The 20,408-nt window shown below is 64.2% G+C and carries 15 protein-coding genes; 6 read left to right on the top strand and 9 right to left on the bottom strand.

Annotated elements, in window-relative coordinates; all coding sequences use genetic code 11:
• Positions 1-134 precede the first annotated feature (134 nt).
• A complete protein-coding gene (locus ACZ1JX_RS12590; RefSeq protein WP_465123887.1) occupies positions 135-5,135 on the top strand; it encodes a choice-of-anchor L domain-containing protein in 5,001 nt (1,666 codons plus the stop codon).
• Positions 5,136-5,500: 365 nt separating this feature from the next.
• Here ACZ1JX_RS12590 and ACZ1JX_RS12585 read toward each other — a convergent pair whose 3' ends face one another.
• The 9 genes from ACZ1JX_RS12585 to ACZ1JX_RS12545 form a co-directional block, all read right to left on the bottom strand.
• A complete protein-coding gene (locus tag ACZ1JX_RS12585; protein ID WP_465123886.1) occupies positions 5,501-5,950 on the bottom strand; it encodes a CoA transferase in 450 nt (149 codons plus the stop codon).
• A gap of 47 nt (positions 5,951-5,997) precedes the next feature.
• Entirely contained in the window at positions 5,998-6,777 is a 780-nt protein-coding gene (istB, locus tag ACZ1JX_RS12580; RefSeq protein WP_086740912.1) for an IS21-like element helper ATPase IstB, read from the bottom strand.
• The gene (gene istA / locus ACZ1JX_RS12575) at positions 6,767-8,293 is read right to left on the bottom strand and encodes an IS21 family transposase (RefSeq protein WP_277788710.1); all 1,527 of its coding nucleotides are present in this window, start codon (positions 8,291-8,293) and stop codon (positions 6,767-6,769) included. The genes istB and istA overlap by 11 nt, the downstream gene beginning before the upstream one ends.
• 96 nt (positions 8,294-8,389) lie before the next feature.
• A complete protein-coding gene (locus ACZ1JX_RS12570) occupies positions 8,390-9,157 on the bottom strand; it encodes a CaiB/BaiF CoA transferase family protein (protein ID WP_465123885.1) in 768 nt (255 codons plus the stop codon).
• A gap of 31 nt (positions 9,158-9,188) precedes the next feature.
• Positions 9,189-9,845: a TetR/AcrR family transcriptional regulator gene (locus ACZ1JX_RS12565; RefSeq protein WP_465123884.1), complete on the bottom strand. Its 657-nt coding sequence runs from the start codon at positions 9,843-9,845 to the stop codon at positions 9,189-9,191.
• Positions 9,842-11,497: a long-chain-fatty-acid--CoA ligase gene (locus ACZ1JX_RS12560; RefSeq protein WP_465123883.1), complete on the bottom strand. Its 1,656-nt coding sequence runs from the start codon at positions 11,495-11,497 to the stop codon at positions 9,842-9,844. Before ACZ1JX_RS12560 ends, ACZ1JX_RS12565 begins: the two co-directional genes overlap by 4 nt.
• Positions 11,494-12,525, bottom strand: a complete 1,032-nt coding sequence (locus ACZ1JX_RS12555) for a phosphotransferase family protein (RefSeq protein ID WP_465123881.1) — start codon at positions 12,523-12,525, stop codon at positions 11,494-11,496. The genes ACZ1JX_RS12560 and ACZ1JX_RS12555 overlap by 4 nt, the downstream gene beginning before the upstream one ends.
• Positions 12,513-13,256, bottom strand: coding sequence for an SDR family NAD(P)-dependent oxidoreductase (locus tag ACZ1JX_RS12550; RefSeq protein WP_465123879.1), 744 nt, complete (start codon positions 13,254-13,256; stop codon positions 12,513-12,515). Before ACZ1JX_RS12550 ends, ACZ1JX_RS12555 begins: the two co-directional genes overlap by 13 nt.
• Before the next feature lie 17 nt (positions 13,257-13,273).
• Positions 13,274-15,541: a TonB-dependent receptor gene (locus ACZ1JX_RS12545; protein ID WP_465123878.1), complete on the bottom strand. Its 2,268-nt coding sequence runs from the start codon at positions 15,539-15,541 to the stop codon at positions 13,274-13,276.
• Between the two features lie 345 nt (positions 15,542-15,886).
• Here ACZ1JX_RS12545 and ACZ1JX_RS12540 point away from each other — a divergent pair, with 345 nt between their 5' ends.
• Genes ACZ1JX_RS12540 through ACZ1JX_RS12520 form a run of 5 tightly spaced genes read left to right on the top strand, consistent with a single transcriptional unit; the run spans position 15,887 to position 20,396 of the window.
• Positions 15,887-16,642 (top strand): SDR family NAD(P)-dependent oxidoreductase, encoded by a 756-nt coding sequence (locus ACZ1JX_RS12540; protein WP_465123877.1) that lies wholly within the window; start codon positions 15,887-15,889, stop codon positions 16,640-16,642.
• A gap of 21 nt (positions 16,643-16,663) precedes the next feature.
• Positions 16,664-17,971, top strand: coding sequence for an acyl-CoA dehydrogenase family protein (locus ACZ1JX_RS12535; protein WP_465123876.1), 1,308 nt, complete (start codon positions 16,664-16,666; stop codon positions 17,969-17,971).
• Complete coding sequence (locus ACZ1JX_RS12530) at positions 17,968-18,429, top strand: nuclear transport factor 2 family protein (protein WP_465123875.1); 462 nt, start codon at positions 17,968-17,970, stop codon at positions 18,427-18,429. The genes ACZ1JX_RS12535 and ACZ1JX_RS12530 overlap by 4 nt, the downstream gene beginning before the upstream one ends.
• Positions 18,430-18,454: 25 nt before the next feature.
• Entirely contained in the window at positions 18,455-19,258 is an 804-nt protein-coding gene (locus ACZ1JX_RS12525; RefSeq protein WP_465123874.1) for an alpha/beta fold hydrolase, read from the top strand.
• A gap of 25 nt (positions 19,259-19,283) precedes the next feature.
• Positions 19,284-20,396, top strand: coding sequence for an NADH:flavin oxidoreductase (locus tag ACZ1JX_RS12520; protein WP_465123873.1), 1,113 nt, complete (start codon positions 19,284-19,286; stop codon positions 20,394-20,396).
• Positions 20,397-20,408: the final 12 nt, after the last annotated feature.

Genomic DNA, 20,408 nt, shown 5'->3' with positions numbered 1-20,408 from the left:
GATTTAAGTGGTAAGCTCTAGATTTTTGCAGCATTTTGCTTTCTATTGATCGATATCAACCCGAGAAAATCAAAGTCAGGGTACGATAACGACAGCGGCCGAAATCGAGGCCGACATCGGGGGGACGCGACATCATGCTGGCACAGACATTCACCGCCTACGACGGAACGAGCAGCACGAGCACGCTCGTCGACAGCTTCCTGGCTGCGAACTCCGGCATCCAGATCGTCTCCGGCTCGATCGTGCTCTCGGCTTCGGATCCTTCCGCGCTGAATTACTACGACGGCAGCCTTGCCGCGCTCGGTATTGGATCGGGCCTGCTACTGACCTCGGGCACAACGCCGGGCACCCAGAATACCGTGGGCTGGTTCGGCCAGGACAACACCCAGTATGCCGCCGACGGTACGCCTATCAATCTCTACAACGGCGATGGCGCGATCGACGCGGTGGTCAACGCGGTGTTCCAGACCCAGTCCTACGACGCAACCACGCTTTCGTTCGACTTCACGGTCAGTGATCCCGCCGCCACCTCGATCAGCTTCGACATCGTGTTCGGCACCGAGGAATATCCCGAATGGGTCGACCAGTTCGTCGACTGCGCCGTGGTGATCGTCAATGGCGTGAACTATGCCTACTTCAACCACGATCCCAACGCCCCGCTGAGCGTCATCAGCCCCAACCTCGCGGCGGGCTATTTCCAAGACAACGCCGGAAACATCCTGCCGATCGAATACGACGGGGTGAGCCACGTCCTCAAGATCGTCGCACCGATCCGTCCGGGCGAGATCAACAGCATCAAGATCGGCATCGCCGACACGGGCGACCACATCTATGACAGCGGCCTGTTCATCGCCAACATGACCGCGGGCACTACCCCGGGTTCGGGTGTGCTGATAACCCCCGACGTACCCTGCACCGATGGCAACGACATCGTATCGGGCACGGGGGCTGACGATCTCGTCAACCTGCTCGGCGGGGATGACACCGCCTATGCGGGCGGCGGCGACGATATCCTGATCGGCGGCGCGGGCAACGATCATCTCTATGGCGGTTCGGGCAACGACGTGCTCGAGGGGGATGACGGCAACGATTACCTCGATGGTGGCGATGGCACCGCCAACGAGGCGGTCTATGCAGGCTACGCCAAGGATTATCTCCTCGGACACGACACATTCGGCAAGATCACGCTGACTGGCGCTGACGGCACCGATACGCTGGTCAACATCCAGCAGGTGCGGTTTGCCGACGGCCTCTATGACCTGACCGCTGATGGCTTCGTCGCGCATTCGGGAGGTTCCGGCGGCGCCGGCAACAGCCCGGGCGTGGTAGCTGTCAGCGGTATCGCAATCGTCGGCAACACGCTCCACGCGACAGTGCTCGACGCCGATGGTTTGGCCGGTACGCCCAGCTTCGTCTGGCAGGTATCGACCGACGGCGGCGCGAACTGGACCGATACCGCGGTGACCTCGCAGGACTATGTGCTGACCGCGGGAGACGCCGGCGAGGCGATCCGCGTCAGCGTCAGCTACGAAGATGCCAAGGGCCAACTGGAGACGCCCGTCAGCGCATCGGCAACCGTCGCCAAGCAGACTTCGAGCGTGACGATCAAGCTGATGACGCTTGAAGCCCCGGCAGGTGCCTCGGTCGAGAACCCGGTGACCACGCTGGTATTGCAGGCGATCGGCTTCGGCTATTCGCCCAACGAGGCAGCTGCCGCGATCAAGGCGGGCCTCGGGATCGATCCCGCCATCGCGATCCAGCACTACAACCCGTTCGAAGCGCTCGCCGCAGATGCCACCGATCCGGTCGCCAAGGCCTATCTGAAGATCTGTGGCGAACTCGCCATGGCGGCCTCGGTGTCCGATCCGAGCGGCCTCAACCTTGCTCTTGCGGTGGTCGAGGCGGCGGCGAACGGCCAAGTGCTCGACCTGTCCGATGCGGCAACGCTCCAGACCGTGCTGGCCGGCGTCAACAGCGCTTCGCTGTCGCTGGTGCAGGGCCGCAATGCCGACATGGCCGATGCTTCCACCTTCGACCAGATGAAGCTGGTGTGGAACGACTTCTGCGGAGAGCAGGACCACCTCAAGCCGTATATCGGCCACTTCGAGACGGTCAGCATCCATATCAACCAGGCGCCGGTTGGCTACGCCCCTGCCGCATTCGCCGATCATTGGGTGTCCGGCCAGGACCAAGTCATCGACGAGGCCACGCTGCTCGCCGGCTTCTCCGACCCCGAAGGCTCGGCGCTGTCCATCGATGCGCTCTGGACCGATGCTGGCCACACCTGCATCAACAACAATGACGGCACCTGGACGGTCCAGGCGATTGCCGGATACACCGGCCCGGTCGAGGTGAGCTTCATCGTATCGGACGGGATGGGCAGCACCAACGGTGGCACGACCCTGGCGGTGATCGACGAAGGCGCAGATACGACGGCAGCCGTCGCGACGCTCAGCGGCGTGCTCGTCGCGGGCGAGGTGCGGTACGCCCTGACCTTCAGCGAGGCGGTCGACGGCATCGGCGTGGACGACTTCGTAGCCGTCAATGGCTCGGTCAACTCGGTCAGCGGGTCGGGCAGCGACTACACCGTTGTGGTCAGTCCCGACGCAGGGTTCGAGGGCACGGTCGGGCTTTCGATCAACGCCGGCGCGGCCAGCGATGCGGCAGGCAATCTCAGCGAAGCGGCGAGCGCGGCGGGCGTCGCGGTCGACACCAAGGCGCCCGAGGTATCGGCCATGGCCTATGGCGCCAACGATGGAACGCTCAAGGCCGGTGAAACGGTCACGCTGGCGGTCACCTTCAGCGAAGCGGTCACGGTCAGCGGCACTCCGACCATCGCCCTCGCCAATGGCGGCACGGCCACCTATGTCGGCGGCAGCGGCAGCACGGTCCTGACCTTCGGCTATACCGTGGCTTCCGGTCAGGACACCGCCGATCTTGCCACTGCGGCATCGGGCGCGCTGACCGGGACGATCCGCGACGGTGCTGGCAACGCCGTCAAGGCGGCCGGCTTCGACGCAGTAAATCCTGCTGGCGTGCTGATCGTCGATACGCAGGCGCCGCTATCCGGCAGCTTTACCCCCGCCGACGGCGCGATCGGCGTCGCGGTGGGCAGCAACATCACCATCGCCTTCTCGGAAGCCATCGCGCGTGGCGCCGGCACCATCGAGCTACGCGCCGGATCTGCCACGGGCACGCTGGTGGAAAGCTTCAACGCGGCGACCAGTTCGCGCCTGTCGATATCGGGCAGCACGCTGACGATAGACCCCACCGCCAATCTCGCCAACGGCACGCATTACTTCGTGGTGCTGGCGGCGGGCACCGTCACCGATGTCGCCGGGAACGGGTTTGGCGGTACCGCGACCTACGATTTCACCACGGTGGTCGCCGGGAACGTGATCGCCGGCACGGCCGGTGCGGACACACTGACCGGCACGAGCGGAATCGATATCATCAGCGGGCTTGCCGGAAACGACGTGCTGACCGGCGCGGGCGGCGTGGATGTGATGGATGGGGGCGAAGGCTCGGACATCTACATGATCGCCGCTCCCGCAGACCATGCTGCTGCCGAGATCGCCGACAGCGGGATCGCCGGGGTCGATGAAGTACGCTTCTCCACCACCACGGCAGGCGCGACCTTGCAGCTGTTCGCCGCCGACACCGGAATCGAGCGCATCGTCATCGGCACGGGCACCTCGGCCAGCGCTGTTACAACCGGCACGACCGCGCTCAACGTCAATGCGACAGCGCTCGGCTACGGCGTCACCATAATCGGCAATGCCGGGGCCAACGCCCTGACCGGCGGTGCGGGCAACGACACGCTGACCGGAGGCGGCGGAACCGACACCTTCACCATCAGCGCCGGGAAGGATACCATTACAGACCTCGGCCTTGGCGGCGCGGACGTCCTCAACGTCGCGGCTGGCGCGAGTGCCGTCGCGACGCTCGCCGCCGCTTGGACCGCGAACGCGGCCACGGTCAATCGCGGTACCGCGTCGCTCTCTACCAATGGGTTCGCCGTGAACCTCGCCGCTGTGACCGCCACCACGGCAGGCAACAATGGCTACACGATCGTCAACACCGGTGGCGCGACCAGCCTGACCGGATCGGCGCTGGCCGACGTGGTCACCGGAGGCACTGGCGCCGACATCATCACCGGCGGCGGCGGCACTGATGCGATGAACGGAAGCGAAGGTTCGGACATCTACATGGTTGGCGCGGTCACGGACCATGCCGCAGCCGAAATCGCCGACACCGGCCTGTCCGGGATCGACGAGCTGCGCTACGCCGGAACGACTGCCGCGACGCTGCAGCTCTTCGCGGGTGATACCGGCCTTGAACGGGTGGTCATCGGCACTGGCACCGCCGCTGCGGCAGTGACCACCGGCACGGCCGCGATCAACGTCGATGCTTCGGCGCTCGGCTATGGCCTGACGCTGGTCGGCAACGCCGGTGCCAATACCCTGACAGGCGGCGCCGGAGACGACGTGCTGGTCGGCGGTGCGGGCAACGACGCGCTCAACGGCGGCCTGGGCTTCGATACCGCCGACTATTCGGCAAGCACCAGCGCGATTACCGCCAACCTCCTTCTAGGGAGCGCGACCGGTGCCGGGACCGACACCCTGACGGGGATCGAGGCACTTTCCGGCGGGAGCGGCAATGACATCCTGACCGGCAACGCGCTTGCCAACCTGCTCATCGGCAATGCCGGAAACGACACCCTCTCTGGCGGGGATGGCGCGGACCGGCTGCGCGGCGGGCTCGGCAACGACATCCTGACCGGCGGTGCGGGATCCGACACCTTCGTTTTCGACACCGCGCCCAATGCGAAGTCGAACCTCGATACGATCACCGACTTCGTGTCCGGGACCGACGCGATCGCCTTCAGCAAGGCCGCATTCGCAGGGCTGGCAGGCCTTGCCACGGGAGCGCTGCCGTCAACCGCGTTCTGGTCGGGCGCCGGGGTGACTTCTGCGCACGATGCCGACGACCGGTTAATCTACAACACCACCACCGGCGTGCTTTACTATGACGCTGACGGCTCGGGCACGGCAAGCGCGATAGTGCAGGTGGCGGTGCTGGGCACGACAAGCCATCCGTCGCTTGCCTTCAGCGACGTTCAAGTTGTGCTGTAACGTGAGGGGCCTCGAGCTGCTGGCGAGGGGACTGGATCAAAGGGAACTGTAATCTGCTGATGTCCCTGCGCGAGCAGCCGGTCTTCCACGTTGTGCTGTGACGGCGGAAAGCGGACATCCATCATGGCTGCCAACCGCATGATCTCCAGCGAGGATCTGAAATCGCGGAAAGGACTCGCAGGTCTGCGCGGTCTGGACATGGGGTGAGGCTAGTGAACGGAGCATCTCGCTCCAACAGGTGCGTTTGCTTTGACAGTGCCGTTCCACACCATGGGCCGCATCAGCGATCTGGTCGAAAATGGCCGCCTGTTCGAAGGGTCCAACAACCGCCCCGGCGATTTCGTGATCGAGCGCGCCTTCGTCGGCTAGGCCGAGCCGAACGCGCCGCCACGGGTAAGGTCGTCCTGTTCTGCGGGCGAAAAGCCGAGTTCTTCGAGCAGGGCGGCCTTGTCGGCATCCTCGCGCCACATCACCGGTTCGACAGGTTGCGTGTTGCCAAGGCGCGGGGCCGGGGCGGGCTGGGTTACGCCGCCGGATTCGATGAACGCAGCCCGTGCCTGATTGTGCGGGTGGGCAGGGGCGTCCTCCACCGCAAGAATGGCGGAGAAGCAGACGTCCTCGTTCTCCAGCAGGCCTTGCCAATGGGCGAGGGGCTGGGCCGCGAAGATTTCCGTAAGACGGGCGCGCATCGTGTCCCAGCCGGTCTCGTCATACTGGTCAGCAAAAACGGGCTCGTCCGCGACGCCGAGCAAGGCGCACAGGCGGCGGAAGAACTTGTTGTAGATTTCCGCTGAGAAGTGACCCGGTATTTCCATCGAGAATTGACCCGGGTGATGGTATGTCCCGCAGAGCGGGTTTTGGGTCAAGCTGGTGATTTTTCCTTTCGTGGTTTTGGTGAGGCAGAGCTGGCCCTGAACCGGAAGCTGTCATTGCCAGTTTCGATGATGTGGCAATGATGGGTTAGCCGATCCAGCAGGGCTGTGGTCATCTTGGCATCGCTGAATACCTCGGCCCATTCGCTGAAGCTGAGGTTAGTGGTGATCACGACGCTGGTGCGTTCGTACAATTTGCTGAGCAGGTGGAACAGCAAAGCTCCGCCTGATGGGCTGAACGGCAGATAGCCCAGTTCATCAAGGATGATGAGATCGAGCTTGAGCAGACGTTCGGCAATCTGCCCCGCCTTGTTGGCTGCTTTTTCCTGTTCGAGCGCATTGACCAGATCGACCGTGGCAAAGAAGCGCACTTTTCTGCGGTGATGTTCGACGGCTTGAACTCCCAGCGCAGTGGCGATGTGCGATTTGCCGGTTCCGGGCCCGCCAATCAGTACTACGTTGTCAGCGCCGTCGATGAACTCGCCACCATGGAGTTGCCGAACCAGGGCCTCGTTGGCCTCGCTGGATGCGAAGTCGAACCCGGCCAGGTCTTTGTAAGCTGGGAACCGGGCGGCCTTGATCTGATAAGCAATCGAGCGGACCTCACGTTCGGCCATCTCGGCTTTGAGCAACTGGGAGACCATCGGCACTGCGGCACTGAAGGCTGGGGCGCCTTGCTCGATAAGGTCCCCCACTGCTTGGGCCATGCCATACAACTTCAGCGCCTTGAGCATGACGACAACGGCGGCACTGGCGGGGTCATGACGCATGACGCAGCCCTCCCTCACGCAGGGCATCATAACGTCCGACATTGGCCAACGGCTCTTGCGCAAGGCGCAAAGCCTGCGGTGCGTCAATCGGCGCTGCCGGTGGAGCCTTACCATCGATCAGGCGGTGCAGGATATTGAGGACGTGGGTCTTGGTGGCGACGCCCGCATCCAGCGCCAGTTCGACAGCGCAAAGCACTGCCTGTTCGTCATGTTGCAGCACCAACGCCAATATCTCCGCCATCTCCTTGTCTCCGCCGGGACGACGTAGGAGCTGGCTTTGCAGCTGCTTGAAGGCCTCTGGGAGCTGCAAGAATGGCGCGCCATTGCGCAGTGCTCCCGGCTTGCGCTGGACTACTGCCAGATAATGCCGCCAGTCATAAATTGTCCGCCCGCCAGTGTGGTGGGATCGGTCAATGATTCTGGCATGTTCGCAAAGGATCTGCCCCTCGGCCGCCACCACGATCCGCTCGGGGTAGATCCTGATGCTGACCGGGCGGTTGGCAAAGGATGCCGGGACGCTGTACCGATTGCGTTCAAAGCTGATGAGGCAGATCGGGGACACCCGCTTGGTGTGTTCGACAAAACCATCGAAGGTCCGCCCCAGCGGCATCAGACTACCAACCTCAGCGGCGTGTACATCGGCTACGGTGCCGGGCAAGTTGCCATGTTGGATCTCACCCCATTGCGCGATGCATTGTTCCTCGAGCCAGGCATTGAGCGCATGGATATCCGGGAAGCTCGGCAACTTCTGCCACAGCCGCCGCCGTGCATCTTGCACGTTCTTCTCGACTTGGCCCTTCTCCCACCCCGAGGCCGGATTGCAGAATGCAGGCTCGAACAAGTAGTGGCTGGCCATTGCGGTGAAGCGCGCGTTGACCTGTCGGGCTTTGCCCTTGCCGATCTTATCGACCGCAGTTCGCATGTTATCGAAGATCCCGCGCTGCGGCACACCACCCAGCACGCGGAATGCCTGCGTCAGTGCATCAAACAGCATCTCATGCGTCTGTAACGGATAGGCCCGCACGATGAACGCCTTGCTGTGTGATAGTTTGGTATGGGCCGCCTGCAGCTTGACACGCTCGCCACCAAGAATTGCCCAATCTTCGCTCCAGTCGAACTGGAACGCCTCACCTGGCTGGAAAACCAAAGGCACGTATGTTCCGCGGCCACTGGCCTGCTGTGCCAAGAGACGGCCTGCCTTCCAATCCCGCACATAGGCAGCGACACGATTATAGGACCCTTCGTAGCCCAATACGGCCAGATCAGCATGCATCTGCTTCGCCGTGCGCTTCTGCTTGCGCGATTTGCCAGCCTCGATTTGTAACCAACCCGTCAGCTTCTCAGCAAACGGGTCCAGCTTGCTCGACCGGTCAGGTACCTTGAACTGCGGCACCACCGTATCCGCGCGCAGATACTTGCGGATCGTGTTGCGCGACAAACCGGTGCGCCGCTCAATCTCACGAAGCGGGATCTTATCACGAAGGCGCCACCGGCGAATTACACTCAATAAATCCATGTCGATCACTCCCGATACCCCTGACTGGTCAGCCAGGGGCGGGTTCAAACATGGGTCAATTCTCAATGGAAATTTATGCCCTTACCGGGTCACTTCTCAGCGGAAATCTACAAACTTGTCTTCGATTGCGCCGAGCGCGACGTGGTGGCCATCGGCAGTTGCGTATGTGTCGTAGAACGGTGCGCCGCCATCGAGCAGACCGGTGCCGCGCCCATCGCTGCGCCAGCCATTGGCGATCAGCGTCCATGTCCCGGCCATGAGCAGCGAGGCGCCTTCGCTCATCGCGCAGTCGATCACCCGGCCCGGCGCGCCCGCCCTCGTGGCGAGGAGCGCGCTTACCATGCCGAACGCCAGCATCAGCCCGCCGCCGCCGTAGTCCGCCACGAGATTGAGCGGCGGGACTGGGCGACCGCCCTTGGGCCCGACCGCATCGAGCACGCCCGAAAGCGCGATGTAGTTGATGTCATGCCCTGGCATGGCGGAGAGTGGGCCGTCCTGTCCGAACCCGGTCATCCGCCCATAGACCAGCGCCGGGTTGATCCCCATCAGCACGTCGGGGCCAAGGCCAAGCCGCTCCATCACGCCGGGGCGGAAGCCTTCGATCAGGCCGTGGGCGGTCCCGGCGAGGCGCTTTACGATCTCGACTGCAGCGGGCGACTTGAGATCGAGCGAGATGGTGCGGCGCGAGCGCAGCATGACATCGCGCGCTCCGTCAATCGGGACGCCCACTTGCAGCCCGCCGACGCGGTCGATGCGGATGACTTCGGCGCCGTGATCGGCCAGCATCATGCCGCAGAACGGGCCGGGGCCAACGCCTGCCATCTCGATGATTCTGAGGCCGGTCAGCGGCGGGGGCAGGGTCATCGGGCGGCCTTTGTCTGGGCGGCGCCAGCGGTCAGACGGAAGCAGCGCTCAGGCGTTCGAGCGTGTTCTGGCGATAGTGCTGGAGCACGGTGTGGAGATTGATCGCGGAAGGATTGGCGAGCCACTGGTAGACCAGCCCGAAAATGAACGCGCTGAATTCCACCGCGTAGCTTTCCGGATCGATCCCGGCGCGGACCTCGCCCTCGGCGATGCCCTGGGTCAGCCAGCGCGCGGTGTCACGACGATAGGCGATGTGGTTTGCCGCCAGCCGACGCCGCACGACCGGGTAGCTGCTGATCGATTCAAACCACAGGATGTACATCGCCTGCATCTGCACGGTGCGGTTGAGCAGGAAGAATTCAAGCGCATCGAGCGCGCCTTCCAGCGCTGCGAGACCGCTGTTCGCGCCAACGAAGCGGCGCAGTTCGGCGGCCCACTTCTCGTTGAAGTCTCGCACCAGATGGCTGAACAGGACTTCCTTGGAGCCGAAGCGGTTGCTCGCAAGGCCGCGGCTGTAGCCTGCCTTTTCGCCCACTTCCTTGAGAGTCGTGTTGTGCGATCCACGCTCGACGATGAGGTACATCGCCGCCTCGAACATCCGCGCATCCGAGAGGGCCGTGCGTTCAACTTGCGTCAGGCGAACCCGTTCGCCCGGCAAAGTCCTTACGCTGGAAGGATTTGTACTCAATTACGGTCTCCGGAGCCAAAGCGCGTTTCCGCCAAAACAGCCAGATCCCCTCCATCAAACTGTTCTTTGATTCTTTTCTTGTCGACCTTGCCAACACTTGTTCGCGGCAAGGATTCCACGACGGCCCAATACTCAGGTATCATGTATCTGGCAAACCCGCCGCGCAATCCGGCACGAAGAGTGGCAGGATCGGGGCGGGTTGCCTCGTCGACCACCACCACGGCGAGCGGGCGCTCTTCCCAGCGCGGATCCGGTATAGCGATGACAGCGGCTTCGACCACGCCATCGAGCGCCGCGATGCCGTTTTCCAGTTCGACCGAGGAAATCCATTCGCCGCCGGACTTGATCAGGTCCTTGGCGCGGTCGGTTACCTGCACGTAGCCCAGCCGGTCGATGCGGCCGACATCGCCGGTGCGCAGCCAACCATCGGCGGTGAGGGGCGAGGCGGCAGGGTCTTCGCGGAAGTAGCCGCCCGAGACCCATGGGCCTTTGAGTTGCAGGTGCCCGGTTGTCTGGCCGTCCTCGGGTAGGGGGTGGTCCTTGTCATCGACGATACGCACGTGCATGCCGGGGACAGGGCGGCCAGATTTCGCGCGCCACATGGCTTCTTCGTCTTTCGCGGTGCCGCGCGGCGGGAACGAGAGGACGCACATGGGGCTGGTCTCGGTCATGCCCCAGCCTTGCACGACATCGACGCCCCATGCCGCCTTTACGCGCTCGATCAGCACGGGCGAGACCGCAGAGCCGCCCGAGACGATGGTGCGGAAGCTCGATAGGTCGAGCGGAGTTGCGGCGTGGGCCTGCATCAGGTCGTTGAGAATGGTCGGCACGGCGGCCATCAGCGTCGGGCGCTCTGCCGAGATCAGGCGGGCCATGTGCGCGGGCTGAAGGAAGCGGCCGGGCAGGATCATGTCGCTGCCGGCCAGCCAGCCCGAGAACGGCATGCCCCACGCGTTGGCGTGGAACATCGGCGGGACCATCAGGATGCGATCATGGTTGGAGATCGCGAAGGCATCCGCCGCCATTGAGGCGAGGCTGTGGAGATAGACCGAGCGGTGGCTGTAGACCACGCCTTTGGGCAGGCCAGTGGTGCCCGAGGTGTAGCACACCGCCGCCGCATCGGTTTCGATTAGCGCGGGGAAGTCGTGCATCGGGGTGTGTGTGGTAATCAGGGTTTCATATTCGTGGAGCGTGCCGTCGAAACCGGGGATGCTCTCGGGGCATGTGCCATTGACGATCACATGCTTTACGCCGGGAAGCGCGGGGAGGACCGGCGCGAGCGCATCGAGCAGGACGGCATCGACCAGCAGCACCCGGCCGTCGGCATGGCCGATCACGTATTCGAGATGTGCTTCGGGCAGGCGGACGTTGAGGGTGTGCAGGACGCAGCCCATCGCCGGCGCGGCAAGATAGGCCTCGAGGTGGGCCTGCGTGTTCCAGCAATAGGTGCCGAACACTTCGCCCGGTTCCATGCCCAGCGCGGCAAGGGCGCTGGCGAGGCGGCGAGCGCGGTCGGCGACTTCGGCAAAGCTGGCGACGGTCGTATCGGTGCCATCGAAGCTGACCACGCGGCTGTCGGCAAACAGGCGCTCGCCGCGCGCGAAGATCATCTGCGTGGACAGCGGATGGTCCATCATGGTGCTGCGCATCATTGCACCCAGCCTCCCGCAATGATTGCCTCGGCCTCGCGCAGCAATGCGGGCACATCATGCTCGATCCCGCGCGCGTAAGGGGTGTCCACTTTGCCCTGATGGCACAGCACCCATGCACCTTCGACGATGGCGGCCAGACGCCATGCGGCAAAGACGACGTAGTAGTCGATCCCCGCGTGATCGAGGCCGCTCGCCTGCGACCATGCATCGGCCAGCGCGCGGGGCGGGGTGACGTCGGGGCGGTTGGACAGGCCCTGCACGAACCCGAAGCCGAGGCGCGCCGCAGAGGCATCGCGCCGCCAGAAGAACAGGCATAGCCCCAGGTCGATCAGCGGATCGCCGAGCGTGGCCATTTCCCAATCGAGAATGGCAAGGAGGCGCGGGCCGTCGGGTGCGATCAGGCAGTTGTCGAGGTGGAAATCGCAGTGGATCACGCTGGCGCGGGTCGAAGCCGGGCGGTTTTCCTGCAGCCACGCGCCGATCCGGTCGAGCAGCGGGAGTTCGCGGACCTTGTCTTTCGCGCGCACCGCCAGCCAGCGTTCGACCTGACGCTGGACGAAGCTTTCGGGCCGTCCGAAGCTTTCGGGCAGCACGTCGCGCCAGTCGATGGCGTGAACCTGGGCGAGGCCGCGCACCATTTCGTGGCCGAGCGCGTCGATGGTCTGCGCGCTGTCTGGCCACGACGGCGGCAGGGTTTCGGTCAGGGCGACGCCTTCGATGAATTCTGTGACCGCGAAGGGCTGGCCAATCACCGAGGTATCATCGCACCACGCTACCGGGCGCGGGACGGGGGCGCGGCCATGGAGCGCGGAGATGGCGCGGTATTCGCGCTCTATCCCGGCGGCGGCCTTGTCGGACACGACGTTGACCGGCGGGTGGCGCAGCACGAGCCGACCTTGCCGCGTTTCAATCACGCGGGTGACGTTGGAGTTTCCGCCGGTGAGCACCGGCCCGAGCGTGATCTCTTCGTACCCCGTCGCCGCGTGCAACCATTCGGCAAATCTGTCTCCTGCCGTCACAGGTTGCACATCAGCCCTCCGTCGGTGAAGATCACCGAGCCGGTCATGTAGGTCGAGCCTGCCACCCACCAGCAGACGTCGGCGATTTCCTCGGGCTGGCCCATGCGTTGCAGCGGGATGCGGTTGACGATGGTCTTGCGCGCGCGTTCCGATACGGTGGCGGTCATCTCGGTCATGACGAAGCCGGGGACGACCATGTTCACGCGCACCTGCCGCCGGGCGAATTCTGCGGCGAGGACCTGGGTCAATCCGGCAAGGCCGGCCTTCGATGCGCCATAGCAACTGTCGCCGGGGAAACCGCGGAAGCCGACGACCGCGCCGACGTTGACCACCGCGCCGCCCCCCGGAATCTGCGGCAGGAGCGCGCGGATCAGGCGCATCGGCCCGGTGAGGTTGGTGGCAAGGGTCGCGTCCCAGTCCTCGTCGGCGACGCGATCGATCGTGCCGCCGCGATGGAGCCCGGCGTTGTTGACGAGCACGTCGAGGCCGCCCCAGCGCGTCTCCACCTCGCGCGCAAGGCGGGCTATGTCATCGGGGCGGGTCACATCGGCGCTGATGCCGATGGCATCTGGGCCCAGCGCGGCCGCAACCTGGGCAATGCCAGGGCTGCGACCGACGAGGCAGACGCGGTCGCCCCGCTCGCTGGCGACGCGGGCAATCGCGAGGCCGATGCCCCGCGATGCCCCCGTCACCAGCCAGCGGCGCTGGACCGGTGCGGTACGGACAGGTTGATCGACCATCCGGTTCAGGCCCTGGCTCAGAACGTCTGCGTGATGGCGACGCCCCAGGCCTTCGGCGCGCGGGGAGCGGCGTAGCTCCAGACGTTCTGGACGTCATAGCCGATGGTCCAGCCGTTCTCGTCGAGCAGGTTCTTGCCGAAGACGCTGATCATGGTGTTGTTGATCTTGTAGCTGATCGAGGCGTCGAGCATGTTCTGCGAGCCATTGCGCAGGTTGGGGTTGTTGAGGAAGGTGATCTCGTGCGCCCCGATGTGGTGCAGTTCGCCGTTGATCATCAGCGTGCCGGGGCCAACTTCGCGTTCGTAGGAGGCGCGAATGTCCCAGGTCCACTTCGGCGCACGACGGATGCGCAGGAAGGTGGCATCGACCGGGGTGCCGGTGCTGTAGATGTCGCCGACGAAGTTCTTGTACTTGGCATCGAGGTAACCGAGGTTGCCGGCCAGAGTCAGGTGATCGGTGACCTGTGCGGTCAGGTCGATTTCCACGCCCTTGAGTTCGGCTTCCGCAGCGTTGATCGTGCGGTTCTCGCGGCCGGTGGACGTGCCGGGGGCAGGTACGTCGAGGTCCTGCTGCATGTCCTTGTACTTCATCAGATAGACAGCGCCGTTGAGGCGGACGCGATTGTCGAGGAACTGCGACTTGAAGCCCAGCTCGAAGTTGTCGAGCGTTTCGGGGTTGTAGGGCGTGGTTGCGGCGCTGAGCGTGGAGGGGCGTCCGTTGAAGCCGCCTGCACGATAGCCGCGCGACCATAGGCCGTAGGTCATGACATCGTCGGTCCAGTTGTAGCTGAGGCTGACCTTGGGGGTGAATTCGGACCAGGATTCCTTGACCGGCTTGGCCATGACGATGTTGCCGTTGGCGAGACTCGGCGGCAGCGTGAGGATCGGGTTCTGCTCTTCGAGCGTGCCGTAGATGAAGATCGTGCCGTCGTTGACGATGCTGGTCTTGCGGTCATGCGTGTAGCGGCCGCCAAGGGTGAGCTTGAGCTTGTCGGTGAACTTGTAGTCGCCTTCAAAGTAGCCAGCCCAGGACTTGGTCGTCTGCGTCACGGTCTGCGCGCTGGTCAGCAGCGGCGCCCCTGCAAAGCCGATGTAGTTCTTGAGGTTGATCGTGTAGCGCGAGTCCCACAGATAGGCGCCGAGCACGAAGGTGATAGGGCCGTCGCCGCCCTTGATCAGGCGGGCCTCGTTGGTGATCTGCCGCCAGCGAGCCGGACGGTCGGTGTGATAGAGCGTCTCGGGGGTGGAATCGAAGTCCTGGTTGATGGACTCGGTCGTCTTCAGGTAGCCGAGAATGTACTGCAGCTCGTAATCGCCGCCGAGATCGTAGTTGATCTTGCCGATGCCCATGTCGAGCTTGAAGCGGGCGCTCTTGTCGACCGGAGCATCACCGACCGAGACATAGCGGTCGCCCGAGATCGGCACGCCGGGCTTGGGCGAGCAATAGCCGAACCCGGCGCAGAACAGGTCGGTCGGCTTGGTGATCGCCTGAAGCTGCGGCGGGTCCTGTCGGGTCAGCTGGTGATCGTAGCTGACGCTGATTTCCAGCTTGTCGGTCGGCGTGAACAGCAGCTGTGCGCCGATGGCGCGGAAGTCGGACTTCTGACCAGGCTGGTTCTGGGTGCGGTTGAAGATGTAGCCGTCGGACGTGTTGTAGGCGCCGCTGACCTTGAGCGCGACGTTCTCGGCCAGCCCGAAGCTGACAACGCCCTGCAGGTCATAGGTCTGGAAGCTGCTGTAGGTGCCGCGCACCTTGCCGGTCAGATCCTGCGTCGGCTTGGAGCGAGCAAGGTTGATCACGCCGCCGGTGGCGTTACGGCCGAACAGCGTGCCCTGGGGTCCGCGCAGCACTTCGACGCGATCCACGTCGATGGCCTTGAGCAGGCTGCCCGAGCTCTGGCCGAGGTAGATGTCGTCGATCACCACGCCGACGGCAGGGTCGACCGACTTCTCGACGTCGGCAACGCCGATGCCGCGGATGTAGACTGCGGCAACGCCGCCGGGGCCCTGCTGGGTATCGTCGATCAGGACGTTGGGCGATGCATTGGCAAAGTCGCGCACGTCAGAATCGAAGCGCTTGGCAAGGTCGGTCGCGCCGAGGGCGCTGATCGAGGAGGACACGTCCTGCAGGTTCTCGACCCGCTTGCGTGCGGTGACGACGATCGCTTCGAGACCCGACGACTGTTCGGCTTCAGCTTCCTGTGCCTGCACTTGCGTTGCGGCAAGGGCTGTTGCCGAAATCGACATTGCCAGAAGAACGCGTACGGATTTTCCCGACATGCTCATGTTTAACTCTCCCATCTCTCACGCTCTGTCGACGTGACCGTTTTTGACCGGGCAATGCTGAGTCGGAGCCTTCCTTTCGGTCCATTGCCGGAACCTGCGGGAAGGAGCTGACCGCCTGACCTGTCATGAGGCGTATCAAACTTGCTATATCCGAGCAAGTAATATTGAATCTTGACGCTTGGCCTGTCCGCTAGGTCATGAATGCGCCAAAAAGTCTCTGTTATATGGAGTTTACGAGGATGCAGGCTCTCGATCTGGAAGCCTGCCCGCTCTTTTTTGCTTGTCTCGAACTAGTAAATGTGATCCACAAACCGCAACGAGAAGCATCTGGATGGGAGAGAATCCGTGGGCCAACGAATGGCAGGCAAGGTTGCCCTGATCTCGGGCGGGGCCAGCGGCCTCGGTGAGGCGCAGGCCATCCTTTATGCCCGCGAAGGCGCGGCGGTGATGATCGGTGACCTGCAGGACGCGAAGGGTGCCGACGTTGTCGCCCGCATCCAGGCAGAGGGCGGAGACGCGGCCTTCACCCGGCTCGACGTGACCGATCTCGACAGCTGGCATGCTGCCGTCACTCTTGCAGTCTCGACTTTCGGCAAGCTGACCACGCTGGTCAACAACGCCGGCATCTTCCACCCCGGCGGCATCGTCACCGAGACTCCGCAGGGGTGGGGCCGCATGGTGGCGATCAACCAGACGGGCGTGTTCTACGGCATGAAGGCGGCAACGCCCGAACTGCTCAAGGCGGGCAAAGGCGCGGCGATCGTCAACATCTCATCGCTCTATGGCCTGATCGGCAGCCCCGATGCAATCAGCTACCACGCTTCGAAAGCGGCGGTGCGGGTGATGGGCAAGGGCGCGGCGCTGGAATTCGCCAAGCAGGGCGTGCGCGTCAACACGATCTTCCCCGGCCAGATACGCACCCCGATTCTGGGTGACATCACGCCCGAGCAGGACGCCGCGATCAAGGCTTCGATCCCGATGGGCGAGGTCGGCGATCCGATGGACATTGCCCATGGGTCGCTGTTCCTCGCCTCCGACGAGGCCCGCTACATCACCGGGGCGGAACTATGGATTGATGGCGGCTGGTATGCCGGCTGCTGAACGCTTCGGAGCAATTGACTGATGAGCTGGAATTTTTCCACCGAGCCCGAGTTCGAAGAAAAGCTGGAATGGATGCGGGAGTTCGTCGCCCGCGAGATCGAGCCGATGGATCTGGTGTTCCGCAAACCGGGTGACCCGTTCGACCCGCGCTCGCCCGCGCGCAAGGCGATGGCGCCGCTCAAGGAAGTGGTGAAGGCCAAGGGCCTGTGGGCCTGCCACCTCGGTCCCGATCTTGGCGGGCAGGGCTATGGCCAGCTCCACCTCGGGCTGATGAACGAGATTCTCGGCCGCAGCCGCTTTGCGCCGACCGTCTTCGGCACGCAGGCTCCCGATACCGGCAACGCCGAAATCCTCGCCCGCTTCGGCACGTCTGAACAGAAGGCGCGCTATCTCGAGCCGCTGCTCGATGGCGAAATCGTCTCGTGCTTCTCGATGACCGAACCTCAGGCAGGGGCCGATCCCGGCGAGTTCACCTGCCAGGCCCGGCTCGACGGCGACGAATGGGTGATCGAGGGCGAGAAGTGGTTCGCCAGCCACGCCGACATGGCCGAGTTCCTGATCGTCATGTGCATCACCAATCCGGACGTCGCGGTCCATGCCGGGTCCACCACGATCATCGTGCCGCGCGATGCGCCGGGGCTGGAGATCATCCGCAACACAGCCGTCGGCCCCAAGGACGAGATCGGAAGCGGCGTCCACGGCTACCTGCGCTTCAACCAGTGCCGCGTGCCCCGCGCCAACGCGCTGGGCGAGGAAGGCGAGGGCTTCAAGGTGGCGCAGTCGCGGCTTGGCGGCGGGCGAATCCACCATGCCATGCGCACCGTCGGCATGCTCAACAAGGCGATGGACATGATGTGCGAGCGCGCCGTCAGCCGCGTCACCAAGGGTGAGCGGCTGGCCGACAAGCAGATGGTGCAGGAGCGCATCGCCGACAGCTACACCCAGATCATGCAGTTCCGCCTGCACGTGCTCTACGCCGCGTGGCTGCTCGATCAGGACAAGGTCTATACCCACCGCGTGCGCCGCGAGATTTCGGCGATCAAGGCGGCGATGCCGGGCGTGCTCAAGGACGTGGTCTATCGCGCGCTGCACATTCATGGCTCGCTCGGCATGTCGAATGAAATGCCGTTGATGGACATGTGGCAGTACGTTCCGGAAATGGGCATCGTCGACGGCCCGACTGAAGTGCACAAGGTCTCGGTCGCCAGGGACATCCTGCGCAACGTTGCTCCTGCCACCGGCAAGTGGCCGAGCTACTTCGTGCCCGACCGACGCGCCGCCGCGATGGAGAAGTTCGCCGCCTATCTCGACACGGAGACTTCGCAATGAGCAGCACGATGGAACAGCGCCTCGATGCGCTTGAGACGCGAATGGCGCTGGTCGATCTGACCAGCGACTACTGCCACGGCTTCGACAAGCGCGATCTCGACCGGTTCATGGCCATCTGGTGGGAGGACGCGGTCTGGGAAATCGGCGCGCCCTTCGGCAATTTCGACGGCCATGCCGGTATCCGCCATGCTGTGCTCGACATCCTGTGGCCCGCGTGGGCGATGTCGACGCATTATACCACCAACTTGCGCATTGCGCCCGAAGGCCCTGATGCGGCGAGCGGCGTGTGCGACGTCTATTGCATCGGCAACACCAGCGACGGGCAGGCCCAGACGGTGGCCGCCAGCTACTTTGACAGCTTCACCCGGCGCGACGGGGTGTGGAAGATCGCCCGCCGCCGCGTGACCATGCAGCATTTCAGCCCGCTTGTCGGGATCACGCTTGCAGCACCGCAATAGCGGGCTGCGAAAAGGGAGAGTGAAGATGGCCCGTTACGACGCCGACAAGGGGCGGACGGTTTACTTCGAGCATTATCGTGGGCCGCGCACGCCAGTCGTGCTCATCCACGGCTGGGCCATGTCGGGCCGCATCTGGGCTGGCACCGTGGAGGCGCTGAAAGCCGATGGGCACGCCGTGCTGGTGATCGACCATCGCGGCTGCGGCCAGTCCGACCGCGATTTCGAGGATATGTCGGTTGGTGCCATCGCAGGCGATGTAGCAGGCATCGTGCGGCAGGAAGTCTCGGCGCCGGTGGTGCTGAACGGCTGGTCGCTCGGCGGCGCGGTTGCGGTGGAAGCGGCGCGGTTGCTGGGCGACAAGGCGGCAGGCGTGGTCCTGACCTGTGGCGCATCGCCGCGCTTCGTACGTTCTGACGACTTCCCCTATGGCGGCGAGCCGGGCTCGCTCGATGCGACAGCCGAGGCGATGGCCGCTGACCGTGCCGGGTTCTTCCGTGGTCTTGCTGAAGGCGTCTGCGCCAGGGAAGTCAGCCCGCCGACCATCGACTGGATGTGGAACGCCTTTATCGACAGCGGGCCGGATGCGCTCGATTCCCTGCGCAGCCTCGCACAGACCGACCAGCGTGTAGTCCTTGCGCAGCTTGCGGTGCCGCTGCTGTCGATCGTTGGCACTGCCGACGTGATCCTCGATCCCGAGATCGGCCGGATCGCAGCGTCGCTCGCGCCCAAGGGCGAAGTGGCGGAAATGGAGGGCTGCGGCCACGCGCCCTTCATCGAGGATGCACCGGCCTATCTTGCCGCGCTGCGCAGTTTTCTGGGCCGTCTGTGATGACGGCTGGACATAGGGCACACCGATGACCGCTCTCGATCCTTTCTTCACGCCGTTTGAATGCAAGTCGCTCAAGCTTGCCAACCGCTTCATGATGGCCCCGATGTCCCGCTATTTCGCGCCCGGAGGCGTGCTGACGCAGGAATCGGCGGACTACTACCGCCGCCGCATCGAAGGCGGCGTCGGCGCAGTGATCACAGAGGCCGTGGCGATAGATCGTCCGGGCTCTGTTGCCGCCGACACCGTGCCGCACTTCTATGGCGAGGAAGCGCTGGCAGCCTTTGACCGCGCCCGCGCCGGGGTCGAGGAGGCGGGCGGGGTGATGATCCCGCAGTTGTGGCACGTGGGTGGTTGCACCGATTTCAACTTCCCCGATTCACCTCACGATCCGCTGGAAAGCCCGTCCGGCCTTGTCGGACCGGGCATCGAGGGCGGGCGGGTGATGACCCCGCAGGATATCGACGGAGTGATCGCCTCGTTCGTGCGCGGCGCGCTCGATGCGCAGCGGCTCGGCTTCCCGGCGGTCGAGCTTCATGGCGCGCATGGATATCTGTTCGACCAGTTCTTCTGGGACGTGACCAACCAGCGCGACGACCGTTACGGCGGGCCAGACATCGCCTCGCGCGTGCGGTTCGCCGCCGACGTGGTTGCCGCGATCCGCGAGGCGGCAGGGCCGGACTTCGCCATCATCTTCCGCATCTCGCAATGGAAGACCTACCTCTACGAAGCGAAGATCGCGACTTCGCCTGCCGAACTGGAGCAATGGGTCGGGCCGCTGGCCGAGGCAGGCGTCGATATCTTCCACTGCTCGGAACGGCGGTTCTGGGAAGCGGCCTTCCCGAACGAGGACGATCGCAACCTCGCGGGCTGGACCAAGCAGATCACCGGCAGGCCGACGATCACCGTCGGTTCGGTGGGGCTCGACCGTGACCTGATGCAGGACTTTGTCGAGGGCCAGTCGGTGCCGACGCTCAAGTCGCTCGACGAACTCGCCCGCAGGTTTGACCGGGGCGATTTCGATCTGGTCGCGCTGGGCCGCGTCCTGCTGGCCGATCCCAACTGGCTGGAGAAAGTCCGCGCTGGCGCGGTCGACCAGCTCAAGCCCTATTCGAAGGAGTGCATGGACACGCTCTACTGAGCGCAGCCCGGG

This window comes from Novosphingobium sp. BL-A-41-Hi4A-0G (assembly GCF_055521735.1).
Note: the sequence above shows the minus strand (reverse complement) of the source record. Positions and strands in the feature narration are given on the sequence as shown.